Origin of the sequence: Rhodococcus sp. BUPNP1, assembly GCF_002215235.1 — a bacterium.
In the GTDB taxonomy this organism is placed as follows: domain Bacteria; phylum Actinomycetota; class Actinomycetes; order Mycobacteriales; family Mycobacteriaceae; genus Rhodococcus.
Genome location: NZ_NERM01000007.1, coordinates 1 through 17,766, shown reverse-complemented (window position 1 = coordinate 17,766; position 17,766 = coordinate 1). Strand labels below are relative to the sequence as shown.

Genomic DNA, 17,766 nt, shown 5'->3' with positions numbered 1-17,766 from the left:
CCGTGGGCGCGCACGTCACGGTGGGACGACCCGGTCCGGGCCGCCCCACCGTGGCGGGATGTCGAGTTGTGGCCGGTCAGCGCCTCTCGTCGAGACGGCGACCGATGGCAGGTCCGATGACCGCCCACGCCTTCCTGGTGGCCATGTCCCAATGGGAGACCGGCACCTCACGCGTGGTCACCAGCCCGTTCACGTAGGGATACCAGGCCTCGGTGGAGGACATCGGGCGATCGGTCTCGGCGACGAAGACCGTGAGGTCACCGTCGTAGACCTCGGGACGATGCACCGCGAGGACCGAGTACGAGTGCCGGACGCCCTCGACGATCCGGGTGATCCGTTCCGGGGAGAGGCTGTCGAACGGCGCCGGCAGAGCCTGCACCACCTGCTGCGCGCTCTCGGCGGTGAGCTCGGTGAGGGGGATCTCCGCAGCCGGGCCCTCGGCCGGGATGCCGAGTACGTTCGCGACCGTCGGGGCGGTGGCCGCGGTGCGCTGCGCGTCGGTCCGCGCGGCCCCGGTCTCGGGGTAGGCGTCGAGGATCGCGAGGGTCGGGACCTGCTCCCCCGCCCGTCGCAGCCGGACCGCGACGGCGTGGGCCAGGATGCCGCCCATGGACCATCCGACGAGGTGGTAAGGGCCGTGCGGGTGCGTCTGCCGGATGAGCCGGACGTACTCGTCCGCCCACGTCTCGATGTCGCCGGGCAGGTCGCCCGCCTCGCCGAGCGCGGGCGACTGCAGGCCGTAGACCGGGCGGTCGCCGAGATACGGCACGAGGCCGGCGAAGCCCCACGCGAGGCCGGTGACGGGGTGGATGCAGAACACCGGTGCACCGTCCCCACCGGAACGCAGCGGCAGCAGCGGGTCGAGCCCGGCAGTGCCGAGCGTGTCCGTCTCGGACGTGCTGTGCGAGTCGATCCGCGCGGCGAGTTCCTCCACACCCGGGTGCAGGAACAGCCACGGCAGCTCGACGTGGGCATCGAGGCGGTCGCGCAACCGCGCGGCGACCTTGACCGCGCTGAGCGAGTTGCCGCCGACACCGAAGAAGTCGTCGTCGAGACCGACCGGGTCGTCGCTGCCGAGCACTTCGGCGTAGACCGACGCGACCGTCGCCTCCGTGCCGGTGCGCGGGGCGCGGTAGGGCGCCGTGACGACCTCCGCCTCCGGGAGGGCCTTGCGGTCGACCTTGCCGTTGACGTTCAGCGGGAGGGCGTCGAGGGTCACGAAGCCCTGCGGGACCATGTAGGACGGCAGCGTCCGCGCCAGCGCGCCGCGGATCGCGGTGATGTCGGGGGCTCCGCCGGTGTGGACGACGAAGGCGACGATCCGGTCGCCGTGCTGCACCGTCACCACCGCGTCGCGGATCTGCGGCAGCGCCCGCAGCGCGGACTCGATCTCCCCGAGCTCGATGCGGAAACCACGCACCTTCACCTGGAAGTCGGCCCGGTCGAGGTATTCGAGCGTGCCCGACAGCTGATCGTCGTCGAACCGCCAGCGCACGAGGTCGCCGGTGCGGTACAGGCGTGTGCCGGGGTCGCCGAAGGGGTTGGCGACGAACCGCTCGGCGGTCAGTTCCGGTCGGCCGGAGTAGCCGCGCGCGAGCTGGGTTCCTGCGAGGTAGAGCTCCCCGGCCACTCCCGGGGGCACCGGGTGCAGCCGCTCGTCGAGGACGAAGACCTGCGTGTTGGGGATCGGGCCGCCGATCGGAACCGAGCTCTCCCCCGTCTCGGTGACGCGGTGCGCGGTCACCGAGACCGCCGCCTCCGTCGGCCCGTACAGGTTGACGAGGTCGGTGTCCGACCGTTCGAGGGTGCGTTCGGCCGTGTCGACGGGAAGCACCTCACCGATCGCGAGCACTCGTCGCAGCGAGTCGGGCAGTTCTCCGTCGGCGTCGTCGAGCAACGCGTCGAGCATCGAGGGCACGACGTGCAGGGTCGTCACGTGCTCGCGGCGGATCAGGTCGTTGAGGTAGGCCGGGTCGCGGTGGCCGTCGGGTGCGGCGACGACGAGTTTCGCGCCGGAGGTCAGCGACGACCAGAACTCCCACACCGACAGGTCGAAGGTCGCTGCGGTCTTGAGCAGGACGGCGTCGCCCACACCGAGGCGGTATTCCTTCCGCTTCCAGACGAGCTGGTTGACGATCGCCTCGTGCGGCACGACGACGCCCTTCGGCCGTCCCGTCGACCCGGACGTGTAGATCACGTAGGCGGCGTTGCTCGCGCGCAGCGGAGCGAGGCGGTCGGCGTTGCGGATCTCCTTGCCGCTGTAGGCGGCGAGGTCGACGGTGTCGACCTCGATGGTCGGCCGGTCGCCGGGCAGGTCGAGGCGGTCGCGGCTCGTGGTGAGGATGCAGGCGGGGTCGGCGGATCCGAGGATGTACTCGACGCGTTCGCGCGGGTGGTCGGGGTCGAGCGGCAGATACGCGCCGCCGGCCTCGACGACCGCGTACATCGCGACGACGAGGTCGATCGAACGTCGGATCGGGAGCGCGACGACCGTCTCGGGACCGACGCCGTGCTCGATCAGCATCCGCGCGAGGCGTCGGACCCGGTCCGCGAAGTCCCCGTAGGTGAGTTCGCCGTTCGCGTCGACGAGCGCGCATGCCGTGGGCGTCGTGCGGGCCTGATCGTCGAACAGGTCGGCGAGGGTCCGGCCGGGGCCCACCGCGATCTGCTCGGCCTCCCAGGCTTCGAGCATCGCGGCGAGCTGGTCGGGCTCGTGCAGGTCGATGTCGCCGACGACGACGTCGGCGTCCTCGGCGACGGAGCGCAGGATGCGCAGGTAGCGGTCGACCATTCGCCGGATCGAGGCTTCCTCGAACAGGTCGGTGGCGTAACCGAATTCGATGTCGAATCCACCCGGCCCGCCGTCGATGCCCTTGTCGACGATCGTCACGTGCAGGTCGAAACGGACCGACGAGGACGACGCGTCGAGCGCCTCCACACGCAGGCCCGGCAGCTCGAGCGTGTCGATGGTGAAGTTGTGGTACGACAACCCGACCTGGAAGAGGGGGTGCCGGGACGGCGACCGAACGGGGTCGAGCACCTCGACGAGCCGTTCGAACGGGATGTCGGCGTGGTCGAAGGCGTCGATGTCGACGGTGCGGGCCTGCTCGAGCAGATCGGCGAAGGTGCCGCCGAGATCGACCTCGGTGCGCAGCGCGAGCATGTTGACGAACATGCCCACGACACCGTCGAGTTCGGGCGCCGAACGCCCGGCGACCGGGGTCCCGATCACGACGTCGTGGGTGTTCGACAGGCGTGCGAGGAGTGCGGCGAGTGCGGCGTGCACGACCATGAACGGGGTGGTTCCCGCCCGGCGGGCGAGGCCGGTGATCGCCTCGTGGACGTCGTCCTCGAGTTCGACGCGCACGGCACCGCCGCCCGCGCCGAGGATCGCAGGTCGCACGTGGTCGGTGGCGAGATCGAGATGCTCGGGGACACCGGCGAGCGCGTCCGTCCAGTACGCGAGCTGACGGCCCGCGATCGATTCGGGGTCGTCGTCGGTGCCGAGGACCTCCCGTTGCCACAGCGTGTAGTCGGCGTACTGCACCGGCAGCGGCGCCCAGTCGGGCGCGTGCCCACCGACACGTGCGGTGTACGCGGTGACGAGGTCGCGCACGAGCGGCGCGAGCGAGGTGCCGTCGCCGGCGATGTGGTGCAGGACGAGAACGAGCACGTGCTCGTCGGGTGCGGTCGCGAACAGGTGCGCACGGACCGGAACCTCGGCCGTGACGTCGAATCCGCGGCCCGCGACGCGCGCGAGATGCTCCGGCAACTCGCCGGCGGGCACCTGCTCGACCGGAACGTCGACGACGCGTGCTCCCGGTTCGAGGATGCGCTGCTCACCCACACCGTCGATCTCGGGGTAGACGGTACGGAGGGTCTCGTGGCGCTCGACGAGGTCGGCGAACGCCGCGCGCATCGCGTCGACGTCGAGTCCACCGGTCAGACGCACCGCGAGAGGGATGTTGTACAGGGCGGATTCGGGATCGAGGCGGTTGAGGAACCACATGCGCTGTTGCGCGTAGGACAGCGGCAGGTGTGCGGGTCGCGGGCCGGCGACGAGCGGTACCGCGCGATCGGAGCCGGCCGCGTCGAGGTGCCGGGCGAGTGCCGCGACGGTCGGCTCGTCGAACAGCGCGGCCGCGCGGACGGTGACGCCGAGACGCGCCCGGAGGCGGCCGACGACGGACGTCGCGAGGAGCGAGTTGCCGCCGAGATCGAAGAAGTCGTCGTCGAGTCCGACCCGGTCCACACCGAGGACATCGGCGAAGACATCGGCGACGGCCTTCTCGGAAGCGGTGACGGGAGCGCGGAATTCGGCGACGGTCGTTCCCACCTCGGGAAGTGCCGCGCGGTCGACCTTCCCGGAAGGGGTCAGCGGGATGCGGTCGAGGGGCACGACCGCGGCGGGGACCATGTACGTCGGGAGCACGCCGGCGACGTGTTCGACGAGGCTGCCCGGATCGGGCGGGCCGTCGGTGCCGTGCACGTAGGAGACGAGTTGGGTCTCCCCGGCAGGGGTCTCGCGGCCGACGGTGAGGGCGAAGTCGACCCCCGGGTGCGACGCGAGTGCGGCGTCGATCTCCCCGAGTTCGATGCGGAATCCGCGGACCTTGACCTGGAAGTCGTTACGGCCCACGTAGACGATGCCCGACGAGGGCGTCTCGGGTCCGCGCACGACGTCGCCGGTGCGGTACATCCGCGCACCTCCCGGCGCTGCGACGAATCGCGCTGCGGTGAGCCCTGGGCGACCGAGATACCCGCGGGCCACCCCCGGCCCTGCTGTGTAGAGTTCGCCCGCGACACCGACGGGGACGGGGTGGAGTCGCGAATCGAGCACGGTCTCCGTGACATTGCCGATGGGAGGTCCGATCGTCACCCGGTCGCCCGGGGTGAGGGGTTCGGAGATGTTCGAGACGATGGTCGTCTCGGTGGGTCCGTAGACGTTGTGGAAGCGGCGGCCCGGCGCCCATCGCGTCACGAGTTCGGGCGGGCACGCCTCGCCGCCCACCGCGACGGTGCCGAGTACCTCGAGACCGGCCGGGTCCACCGAGGCCAGCGCAGCGGGTGTGACGAATGCGTGTGTGACCCCGTGCTTCCGCACGACGTCCGCGAACTCGGTTCCGCCGAAGACGGTCAGCGGGGCGACGACCATCGTCGACGACGCACCCACCGCCAGCAGGAGTTCCAGCACGGAGGCGTCGAAACTCGGTGACGCGAAATGCAATGTGCGCGACTGCGGCGAGAGCCCGTAGCGCTCCACTTGTTCGGCGCAGAAGTTGGCGAGTCCCGAATGCGTCACCACGACGCCCTTGGGGCGACCGGTCGAGCCGGACGTGTAGATGACGTACGCCGCGTTCTCCGCGCGGACGACACCGCGTCGCTCGTCGAAGAAGACGGGCTCCGAGGACATCCCGGCCGAATCGGCGCGCACCTCGGCCGAGTCGAGCACGAGTGCGGGTGCCTCTCCCGGCAGCGCGCCGGCGTGTTCCTCGGTGGTCAGGACGAGCCCGGCCCCCGAATCGTTCAGCATGTAGGCGATGCGATCGGCAGGGTAGGTGGGGTCGACGGGCACGAACGCCGCGCCGGTCTTCGCCACCGCCCAGGTCGCGAGGACGGATTCGAGCGAGCGAGTGAGGAACGGTGCCACGCGGTCCTCGGGACCGATTCCGCGCGAGATCAGAAGACGTGCAAGGCGTGACGATGCCGCGTCGAGTTCGCGGTAGGTGAGAGCGCCGGATTCGGAGACGACGGCGATACCGTCCGGATTCCGTTCGACGGCGACGGCAAGCAGATGGGCCAACGATGCGGTCGGTGCGCTGCGGCGCAATCTCCGAGGCCTGCTCGACGTGCGGATCCCGGAAACGGATCCCTCGTCCGAGGGGGCCGAGTCGAAGTCCATCGCATTCGTCGTCATACCACTCCCCGCTTCGCGCCGGGGGACGGTACGGCTGATCAACGCACGCCGAAACAGGCACGCGTCCTAGCGCATCGACGTGATCAGGCCCCCGACAGCCGGATCACGTTCGCCGAACTACACGAGTTTTGCACAGTAGTACAGACGCTGCCACTTCAATCGCCGACACGGAGTGTCGAGTCGCGCTCGTAGGCTTCACAATTCGGACATACGCGGCGGTTGCACCAGGCGGCGAGGAGTGGTCCGACGGTGCGACACGCATGCTCTCCCGTCATCGCCCAGTGGGACACGTCGATGTCGTGGCGATGTACCCGTCCGGTGACGAACTCGGTCCAGTCCCGCCGGGAATCGTCTTCCGGCGACGACGAACTCCGCGACCCCACGAAGAGCAGGTCGCCGTCGAAGCGTTCCGGCAGATGCCGTTCGAGGACGTCGAACGAGTGGCCGATACCGGCGAGCAACGACTCGACGGACGGGAAGACGTCGCCACCGTGTTCGACACGCTCGAGAATCGATGTGATATCCCTGACATGCGGCGTCGCGCGGTCGCCGTTGTCGAGACCGCTCAGCGCCGCGAGGGCCACCGACTGCGGGTCGACGGACTCCGGCAGCGGGGCCGGGACGTGCGCGTCGAGCAGGACGAGGGAGCCGACGGAGCTCCCGCGTCGTTGCAGTTGCACGGCCATCTCGTGCGCGATCACTCCGCCCATCGACCACCCCACGAGGTGGTAGGGACCGTCGGGATGTGCGCGCCGGATCTCGTCCACGTACAGGGCCGCCCACTCCCGGATCGATCCGGGAAGCTCCTCGGTGCCCGACAGCGCGGGAGACTGCAGTCCGTAGACCGGACGACCGGCCTCGACGAACTCCGCGAGCCGCGAGAATCCCCAGGCGAGGCCGACGACGGGGTGGACGAAGAAGACCGGCTCACCGGTGGCGGGTCCCGTGCGCAGGGGGAACACGACGTCGAACGCCGTGGACGCCGACTCCTCACCGTCGCGCTCGCTACGTTCGATTCGCTCCGCCAGCTCGGCGACGACGGGGTGGGCGAACAACCACTCGAGAGGCACGGGACGCTCCAGCGCCGCCGCGAGTTCGCTGACCGCCCGGACCGCGACCAACGAGGTACCGCCCGAGCGGAAGAAGTCGTCGTCACGTCCGACCGACTCGATGCCGAGGACCTTCCCGAACACCTTCGCCACGGCGGATTCGACGGCGGTGGCGGGCGGACGGTGCTCGGCCGGCGCGGCCGGGACGAGTGGGAGGGCATTCCGGTCGAGTTTGCCGGTGCTCCCCTTCGGCAGGCAGTCGATCGCGCGGATGTCGGCCGGCACCATGTAGTTCGGTAACCGTTCGCCGAGTGAGGTCCGCAGGGCGGCGGTGTCCGGTGCGGTGCCGTCCGAGGTGACCACGAAGGCCACCACGCGGTCGCCACGATGTGCGTCCTGCTGCACCGTTGCCGCCGCGGCAGCGACGCCGGGGCATGCCCGGAGTGCGTCCTCGATCTCACCGAGCTCGATCCGGAACCCACGGATCTTCACCTGGAGATCCCGGCGACCGACGTAGTCGAGTTCGGGTCCGCGTGCGGTCGTCACCCAGCGCACCAGGTCCCCGGTCCGGTAGAGACGCCCTCCGCTGCCGAAGGGGTCGGCGACGAACCGGCCGGCGGTCTCACCTGCCCGCGCGACGTAGCCGCGCGCGAGTTGCTCGCCGGACAGGTACAACTCCCCGACCGCGCCGAGCGGGACCGCACCGAGACGGTCGTCGAGCACGTGGACGCCCGTGTTCCACACCGGTGTCCCGATCGGCACGCCGTGGACGGCGGCGTCGGTCACCGGGTGATCGGTCACCGAGACGGCCGCTTCCGTCGGCCCGTAGAGATTCACCAGTTCGGCGTCGCTGCGGGCCGCGAACTCCCGCGCGGTCGCGGCGGGCAGGGACTCGCCGATGGACAGCACACGCCGAAGCGTCGACGGGAGTCGGTCCTCGACCCCCGACAGGAGCATGCCGAGCATCGTCGGGACCCCGTGGAAGGTGGTGACCCGTTCGCGTTCGAGCAGGGCGATCATGACGCGAGGGTCGGGGTGGCGTCCCCGGTCGGCGATCACCAGCCGGCCACCGCACGTCGACCAGCCCCAGAACTCCCAGACCGACAGGTCGAAGGTCGCCGGGGTGTGCAGGACCGACACGTCGTCGGGTCCGAGGTCGAACCGCTCCCGCAGCCAACGCATCTGATTGGTGACCGCACGATGGGTGACCGCAACACCCTTGGGGACCCCCGTCGAACCGGAGGTGAACAGGACGTACGCGATGTTCTCCGGTCGCAGCGGGGCGAGCCGCTCGGCATCGGTCACCGGCGCCGCGGACAGTCTCGCGTGGGTGGGATCGTCGACCTCGATCACCGCAGCACCGCCGAGATCGACGTCCGCGGACGCCCCACCCGCACGCACGACGACGGCGGGTTCGGCGGCCGCGACGATCTGCGCGATGCGTCCGGACGGCAGGGAGGGGTCGAGTGGAACGTAGGCTCCGCCAGCGACGGACACCGCGTACATCGCGATGACCAGCTCGACGGATTGCCCGATCATGAGGCCGACCCGGGTCTCGGGGCCGACACCGGCCGCGATCAGCGCACGCGCACACCGGTTGACGCGCTCGTCGAATTCCCTGTAGGACACCGACGTTCCCTCGTGGACGAGGGCGATCGCATCGGGGCGACGATCGGCGTGCGCCCGGAACGGATCGGGAAGGACGGATGCGTCCGGACTGCAGTGCTCTCCCCTGCCGATGTCGAGCAGCCTGGTCCGCTCGCTCTCTCCGATCATGTCGGCATCGCCGACGGGACGTGACGGGCAGTCCACGAGTGCGGCGAGCACGCGCGTGAACATGGACGAGAACGAGCGGGCGGTCTCCTCGTCGAACAGGTCGGCCGCATACGTGAGCCGACCCGCCAGCCCACCGCACCGTCCGTCCTGGTCGACGCGCTCGCCGACGAGCAGATGCAGGTCGAACTGCGAGATACGGGTGTCGGGGACCAGACTCTCGACGGACAGACCGGGAAGGTCGAGCCGGGACGGTGCGAGGTTCTGGAACGACAGGCCCACCTGGAAGAGCGGGTGCCGTGCCAGGGATCGGGCCGGATCGAGCGCTTCGACGAGCCGCTCGAACGGCAGGTCGGCGTGGTCGAAGGCCTCCAGCACCGTCGCGCGACTGCGGTCGAGGAGTTCGTCGAAGGATTCAGCGGGGTCCACGACGGTCCGGAAGACGAGGGTGTTGACGAACATGCCGATGAGGTCGTCGAGCAGTGGATCGGTGCGCCCGGCGACGGGGGTACCGATGGCGATGTCGCGCGTCGCCGACAACCGGGCGAGCATCACCGCGAAGGCGGCCTGGGCGACCATGAACGGGGTCGCACCGTGACGCGCGGCGAGTTCGCGCAACTGCTCGTGGACGTGGGCGTCGACCTCGACGTCGACACTACCTCCGCGGTGCGACTGCACGGTCGGCCGGGGACGGTCGGTGGGCAGATCGAGCTGGTCGGGCAACCCGTCGAGGGCGCGCCGCCAGTAGTCGAGTTGCCGCGCGGCGACCGATTCCGGGTCGGATGCATCACCGAGCGCATCCCGTTGCCACAGTGCGTAATCCGCGTACTGGACGGCCAGCGGCGGGAGCTCCGCCGTGGTCCCGGTCGCGCGGGCGGCATAGAAGGCGGCGAGGTCGCGGGTCAGCGGCGCGAGCGACGCTCCGTCGGCGGCGATGTGGTGGACGACCACGACGAGCACGTGTTCCGTTGCGTCACGGCCGCTTTCGACACTGCCGCTGCACCGGAGCAGTCGGGCCAGAACCGGAACCTCACGGGTGACGTCGAACCGGGTCGAGAGGACTGCGTCGACCTCGGACTGCACGGCGTCGAGTTCGACCTCGACCGGCAGGAGCTCCGGCAGGAACGCCTCGACCGGAAGGACCTCCTGCACCGGGACACCGTCGATCTCGGGGTAGACGGTGCGGAGCGATTCGTGCCGAGCGACGAGATCGCGCACCGCCGCCTGCATCGCCTCGGCATCGAAATCTCCGGTCAGCCGGACGACGATCGGAATGTTGTATGCCGCAGAAGAATCGAATCGTCCGAGGAACCACATGCGTTGCTGCGCCAACGACAACGGCACCCGCTCCGGACGTCGCCGCGCCGCCAACACCACACTCCCGGCACCGGCCCCGGTATCGGCGGTGTCGAGACGGGCCGCCAACTCCTGCACCGACGACGCCTCGAACACCACCGGCACCGCCACCCGATACCCCAACCGCGCCGACAACCGCGCCACCAACCGCGTCGCCGCCAACGAATTACCACCGAGATCGACGAACGAATCATCCAACCCGACCCGCTCGACCCCCAGAACCTGCGCGACCTCCTCGGCCACGGCCACCTCCACCGGCGTCCGCGGAGCCCGATACTCGGCCACCTCGAACACCGGCGCCGGCAACGCCGCCCGATCGACCTTCCCCACCGGCGTCAACGGCACCTCGTCGAGCACCGTCACCGACGACGGCACCATATAACCGGGCAACACCTCCCCCACCGACGCCCGCACCTGCGCCGGATCGAGCACCACCCCCGCCTCGGGCACCACATACGACACCAACGCCGACTCCCCCGACGCCAACGCCGCCCCCACCGTCACCGCGAACCCGACCCCCGGCACCGACGACAACACCGCATCGATCTCCCCCAACTCGATCCGGAACCCCCGGATCTTGACCTGGAAATCACTACGCCCCACATACTCGAACACCCCATCGGCGCCGCGACGCACCAGATCCCCCGTCCGATACATCCGAGCCCCCGGAGTGAACGGATCGGCCACGAACCGCGCCGCGGTCAACCCGAACCGACCGTGATAACCCCGCGCCACCTGCGCCCCGGCCACATACAACTCACCGACCACACCCTCGGGCACCGGACGCAACCGCTCATCGAGCACGAACGCCCCCACCCCCGCAATCGCCGACCCGATCACCACCGGCGCATCGGACACCAACTCCGCCGACGAGGTCGCCAGAATCGTCGTCTCCGTCGGACCATAGGCATTGAAGAACCGCCGCCGACCCGGCACCGACCACCGCCGCACCAGATCCGGGGTGAACGACTCCCCCGCCACCACCACCACACGCAGATCGTCCAAGCCCGCAGGATCCATCGACCCCAACGCACCCGGCGTCATGAACACATGCGACACCGACTGCGAGGCAATCACATCCGCCAGATCCGGACCACCACCGACCCCCGCCGGCGCCACCACCACCGTCGCCCCCGCCGAGAACCCCACCCCCAACTCGAGCAACGACACATCGAAACTCGGCGAACACACATGCAACACCCGCGACGAAGCATCGACCCCGAAATGCTCACGCTCGGCCGACACCACCCCACCGACACCGGCATGCGAGACCACCACACCCTTCGGCCGCCCTGTCGACCCCGAGGTATAGATCATCCACGCCGCATCCGACAGCTCGAGCGAACGCACCCGATCCGCATACGACACCGGACGCGACGACAACTGCCCCACCTGCGCAGCCACCGACACCTCGTCGACCGCCACCACCGGCACCGACCCCGCCGCCTCAGCCACCACCTGCGCCACCGACGCCACCGTCAACGCCAACACCGCACCCGAATCGGCCACCATGAACTGCACCCGCTCGGCCGGATAACCCGGATCCACCGGCACAAACGTCGCCCCCGACTTCGCCACCGCCCACAACACCACCACCGACTCGAGCGACCGCGGCACCGCCACCACCACCGCATCCCCCGGCCCCACCCCACGACCGATCAACCACCGCGCCCACCGCGACGACACCGCATCGAGCTCCCGATACGACAACGACCGAGAACCCTCCACCACCGCCACCGCATCACCCGCGGACTCCACCGCCGACACCAACAACTGCGGCAACAACACACCACGACGACCACGGGTCATACGCGGAGCACGAGGGCGAGCACGGTCCTGGCTCCGTGCCCTCATGCGGTGGGTTCCCCCATCCGTGTGCGCGTCCCCGAGCGTGCTCGGCCCCCGACAAGACCTCTGTGCAACACGGAACAGCTCTCCTTCCGGCCGTGGACACCCCGAACGAACTCGGCCGGTAAGTAAAGTTACCTTTCCGCAATCATTCCTGCAGGACCCAGGGGGAACGCAGGTCGGAGAGTTTGCCGGCGAGACCGGCGGACAGCTCCGCACCGTCGTGCGCCGGTCCGTCCGTGACGACGACCGCCACGAGATCCTCGGTGTCGGGCAGAGCGGCGAGTTCGTCGGCCGGGACGAAGCCGTGGGTCACCCACTCCTCGTCGACGAGGATGCCCGGATCATGGTCGGGACCGGCGGGAACGACGACGGCACCGGTGATCGCCGCGGCCAGGACGGCGAAGACCGTCCACTGGTCGAGGCGGGAACCGGCGAGAAGGACCCGCGACTCGTAGGTCAGATCGAGATCCTTCCGGCCGCGCCGCAGCGCCGCGACGACCGCACCGTGGGTGAGCTCGAGTTCACTCGTCCGGACGGCCGTGTCATCGGGGCCGAGGACACCGGAACGGTCGGTGTACGCAATCGAGCGGGTCGGCTGCTCCGCGACGAGGGCGAGCGTCTCCGGATCGTCGACGAACGTCCCCGCGACCGAGGACGGCAGATCGTCGCTGCGTGCGAGGGTGGTCAGCACGTGGTCGGCAGTGACCGTGGGGTCGACCGTGACGGCGGCTCCCGTCTTGACGGCGGCCCACACCGCAACGATCAGGTCGGGACCGACCGGAAGGTCGACGGCGACGGTGCGACCCGGACCCGCTCCGCGGGAGATGAGGTACCGGGCCCACTGCGACGACCGGCGCTCGACGTCGACGAAGCCGAGCTCGGTGTCGCCCACCACCACGGCGGGCGCCTCGGGATCGGACTCGACCGCGATCTGCAACTCCTGGACGACGGTCCGGTCGACCGTCTCGAGAGCGGTTTCCCGCACCGGAACGGCGACCGAGGTGGTTGCCGCCTCGCGCTCGGTCTCGGTCCGGACCTCGATGTCGCCGACCACCGAACCGGGATCCGCGGCAACGGCGTCGAGGACCGTCACGAAGCGTTGCGCGAGTGCCTGCGCCGTCGTCTCGTCGAAGAGATCGACGGCGTAGGTGAGCGCGATCCGCATGCCGTTGTCGTCGGCGAGCGGCTCCACGGTCACCTGCAGGTCGAATTTCGCGGCGAGCACCCCCGAATCGAGTGCTTCCACCGTGAGCTCGGGCAGTTCGAGCCGGGCGGGTTCGAGGTTCTGGAACGAGAGCATCGTCTGGAAGACGGGATGACGTGCCGGCGACCGGGTGGCGACGACCTCGTCGACGATGCGCTCGAACGGGATGTCGGCGTGCGCGAACGCTTCGAGATCGGCGGTGCGTGCCTGTCCGAGGATGTCGGCGAAATGCGCGCCCGGATCGACGTCCGTGCGCAGCGCGAGTGTGTTCACGAACATGCCGACGATGTCGTCGAGCACCCGTGAGCCGCGTCCCGCGACAGCGGTGCCCACGACGACGTCGCGCGAACCGCTCATCCGCGCGAGCAGGACGGCGAGCGCGGCGTGGACGACCATGAACAACGACGCGCGGTTCTCGGTCGCCAGTGCCTCGAGCCGCTGCCGGGTCGACGCGTCGACCTCGGTGAAGACCGTGGCCCCGCGCAGGCTCGGTACCGCGGGGCGCGGCCGGTCGGTGGGAAGGTCGAGCAGGTCCGGCACCCCGGCCAGCTGCTGCTTCCAGTAGGCGAGCTGGCGGCCTGCCGGCGAGTCGGGGTTCTCGGCGTCGCCGAAGGTCTCCTGCTGCCACGTCGCGAAGTCCGCGTACTGCACCTCGAGCGGCGGGCGATCGGGGCGCGATCCGGACAGCCGGGCGACGTAGGCCTCCATGAGGTCGCGCGCCAACGGCACGAGCGAGGCGCCATCGGCCGAGATGTGGTGCACCACGAGCGCGAGGACATGATCGTCGGAGACGACCGGGCCGGCGCTGCCGCCGGCAGAGATCGAGACGAGGCGACCGCGCACGGGTGGCTCGGAGGACACGTCGAATCCCTGCGCGGCGACGTCGACCACGGCCTCGAATGCCTCCTGCTCGGAGGCCACCCGGATCACCTCGAGCGGCGGCATCGACTCCGCATCCAGAATCTTCTGGAAGGGGCCCTGCTCGTCCTGCGCGTAGACGGTGCGCAACGTCTCGTGACGCTCGACGACGTCGCCCACCGCTGCGGTCAGCGCATCGATGTCGAGCGCACCCCTCAGGCGGATGGCGAGCGGGATGTTGTAGGTCGCGGAGCCCGGATCGAGCTGGTTGAGCACCCACATGCGCTGCTGCGCGAGCGAGAGCGGGATGCGATCGGGACGCGGCCGTGCGACGAGTTCCGGCACAGCCCGATCGGAACCGCCGGCGTCGACGCGCGCCGCCAGACCCTCGACGGTGGGATCCTCGAACAGTTCCCGGATGGCCAGGCTCGCTCCGGTCGCCTCGTTGATGCGCGCGACGACCCGCGTCGCGACGAGGGAGTTGCCGCCGAGGTCGAAGAACGAGTCGTCGGCACCGACGCGTTCGATGCCCAGCACCTCGGTCCAGACCTGCGCGACGATCCGTTCCGATTCGGTGGCCGGTTCGCGGAAACGATCGGCGTCGATGTCGATGCGGGGTGCGGGGAGAGCGCGCCGGTCGAGCTTGCCGTTCACCGTGAGCGGCAGTTCGTCGAGCACGGTCACCACATCGGGAACCATGTACCCCGTGAGGAATTCGGACGCGTGCGCGCGCACCGCGGCCGCGTCGACGGTCTCACCGGTGCGGGCGACGACGTAACCGACGAGACGTTCGCCGAGTCCGTCGTCCCGGACCATGGCGACGGCCTGTGCGACACCCGGAGCCTGCAGTAGCTGCGACTCGATCTCGCCCAGTTCGATGCGGAAGCCGCGGAGCTGGACCTGCGAGTCGCTGCGACCCGCGTATTCGAGGATGCCTTCACCGTTCCACCGCGCGATGTCGCCGGTGCGGTAGAGGCGACCGCGACCGAAGGGGTTCGCGACGAAGCGCGCGACCGTCAGGTCGGGGCGTCCGAGATATCCGCGGGAGAGCTGGTCGCCGGAGATGTACAGCTCGCCCGGCACGCCGGCGGGCACGGGATGCAGGCGCCGGTCGAGGACGTAGGCGTCCAGTCCGGGAAGCGACCGTCCGATCGCGCTGGCGGCACCGGCCTTCGCGAGGGTGCGGTCGATGGGCTGGTACGACACGTGCACCGTGGTCTCGGTGATGCCGTACATGTTCACCAGTTGTGGGCCGGCGGGGTGACGATCGAACCAGCCCGCGAGCCGGGCCGGGTCGAGTGCCTCGCCGCCGAAGACGACGTAGCGCAGCGCGAGCGGTGCCGTGTCGGCGGCGAGAGTGCGATCGGCCTCGTCGAACTGGTAGAACGCCGAGGGCGTCTGGTTGAGCACCGTGACGCCCTCGCGGCGGACGAGCTGTGCGAACAGCTCGGGTGACCGGGAGGTGAGGTAGTCGACGACGACGAGCCGGCCCCCGTATAGCAGCGGTCCCCACAGCTCCCACACCGAGAAGTCGAAGGCGTAGGAGTGGAACAGCGTCCACACGTCGTCCGGGCCGAAGCCGAAGCGGGGCTCGGCGTTGGCGAACAAGGTCAGCACGTTCCGGTGCGTGACGGCGACGCCCTTGGGGCGGCCGGTGGAACCGGAGGTGAAGATGACATACGCGAGATCGTCCGGCTGCGGCGACGCGATCCGGTCGGCGTCGGTGAGCGGATCGGCCGAGACCGAGTCGTCGTTCTGTGCGGCGGCGACGTCGAGCATGTCGATTCCGCTGCCGCGCAACGCGTCCGCTCCGGACTCGTCTCCGAGCGCATCGGAGGTGAGGATCACGCGGGGCTGGGCCTGGTCGAGGATGTATCGCACACGATCCTGCGGATGTGCGGTGTCGATCGGCAGGTAGGCGCCGCCGGAGAGCACGACCGCGGTGAGGGCGACCACGAGGTCCTCGGTCCTCGGCAGGGCCACCGCGACGAGAGTTCCCGGCCCGACGCCTGCGGCGACGAGCCGGCGTGCGATCCGGTTCGCGCGGGCACCGAGCTCGGCGTACGTGAGGGTCGTCTCGCCGTGGGTCACCGCGGCATTCGCGGCGTGCACGCGGACGGCGGCGTCGAAACGTGCAGCCAGCGTGGCCGGTTCGACGATCGGGACGGACTCGCCGAGTGTGTTCCACTCGGTGAGGATGCGGTCGAGCTCGTCGTCGGTGACGAGCGGAACGTCGCCGACCGCGACGCGCGGATCGGTGGTGACCGCCTCGAGGATCCGCGAGAATCGTTCTGCGACACCGGCGACGGTCTGCGGGTCGAACAGTTCGGTGGCGTAGTTGAACTCCACCACGAGACCGGAGGGATCGCCGGCGGCGTCGACGACGTCCGCGACGGTCACCTGCAGGTCGAACTTGGCGACCTGCGCGTCGAAGTCGATACCGGAGACGGTGAGCTCGGGCAGTTCAAGCTGCGAGACCGGCATGTTCTGGAAGGTGAGCATCACCTGGAAGAGCGGGTGACGCGCCTGCGAACGTGGCGGATCGAGCACCTCGACGAGCCGCTCGAACGGCACGTCGGCATGGGTGAACGCCTCGAGGTCGGCCGTGCGCACCGAGTCGAGGAAGTCGCCGAAGGACGCATCGGGTTCGACGGGTGTACGCAGCACCAGGGTGTTGACGAACATGCCCACCAGGTCGTCGAGCGCGGCGTCGCCGCGGCCGGCGACGGGGGTGCCGATCGTGATGTCGTCGTTGCCGCCGAGCCGCGCCAGAAGTACGGCGAGCGCGGCGTGGACGACCATGAATTCCGTTGCGCCGCTACGGCGGGCGAGGTCGGCGATCGCTGCGCGGACGCGCTCGTCGAGGGTGAGCCGGTGTGAGGCACCCCGATAGCTCGCGACGGCCGGCCGGGGACGATCGGACGGCAGCGTCGACTCTTCCGGCAGATCCGCGAGGGTCCGCTTCCAGAAATCGGTCTCCCGCGCCATGAGCGACTCGGGGTCGGACTCGTCGCCGAGGACCTCGCGCTGCCAGAGCGTGTAGTCCGCGTACTGCACCTCGAGCGGGACCCATCCGGGTTCTCCGCCCGCGACACGTGCGGCATAGGCCGTCACCACGTCGCGGGTCAGCGGTCCCATCGAGTAGCCGTCGGCGGAGATGTGGTGCACCACGACGACGAGCACGTGCTCGTCCGGGGCCACCGAGAACAGGCGCACCCTGATCGGAACCTGCTGCGTCACATCGAAACCGGTGGTGACCGCTTCGGCGACCCGGGCCGCGACCTCGTCGGCACCGACGGTCTCGGGGCGGACCTCGACGACCGCGTCCGAGGCGGGCAGCACCTGCTGGTAGCCGACACCGTCGATCTCGGGGTAGACCGTGCGGAGCGATTCGTGGCGTTCCACCACGTCGGAGACCGCCGCCTGCAGCGCGTCGATGTCCAGTCGTCCCGAAAGGCGAATGGCCACAGGGATGTTGTTCACGGCGGAGTGCGGTTCGAGCCGGTTGAGGAACCACATGCGTTGCTGCGCCAACGACAACGGCACCCGATCCGGACGCCGCCGCGCCACCAACCGCGCCGCCCCCGCACCGGCACCGGCACCGGCACCGGCCGCATCGATATCGACACGAGCCGCCAACTCCTGCACCGACGACGCCTCGAACACCACCGGCACCGCCACCCGATACCCCAACCGCGCCGACAACCGCGCCACCAACCGCGTCGCCGCCAACGAATTACCACCGAGATCGACGAACG

Annotated in this window: 3 protein-coding genes; all 3 read right to left on the bottom strand. The window is 69.9% G+C overall.

The window, feature by feature from the left end; all coding sequences use genetic code 11:
* Positions 1-76 precede the first annotated feature (76 nt).
* Positions 77-5,917, bottom strand: coding sequence for a non-ribosomal peptide synthetase (locus tag B9C99_RS08880; protein ID WP_088897608.1), 5,841 nt, complete (start codon positions 5,915-5,917; stop codon positions 77-79).
* A gap of 155 nt (positions 5,918-6,072) precedes the next feature.
* Positions 6,073-11,877 carry a non-ribosomal peptide synthetase gene (locus tag B9C99_RS08875; RefSeq protein ID WP_172414900.1) on the bottom strand — a complete coding sequence of 1,935 codons (5,805 nt, stop codon included), beginning with the start codon at positions 11,875-11,877 and terminating at the stop codon, positions 6,073-6,075.
* Between the two features lie 214 nt (positions 11,878-12,091).
* The coding region (locus B9C99_RS08870; protein ID WP_143543549.1) for a non-ribosomal peptide synthetase at positions 12,092-17,766 on the bottom strand (5,675 nt) is incomplete at its 5' end.

What these genes read in the sequence shown, in the direction of transcription:
- B9C99_RS08880 (WP_088897608.1), bottom strand. Translation starts at nt 5,917, where the DNA reads ATGACGACGAATGCGATGGACTTCGACTCGGCCCCCTCGGACGAGGGA.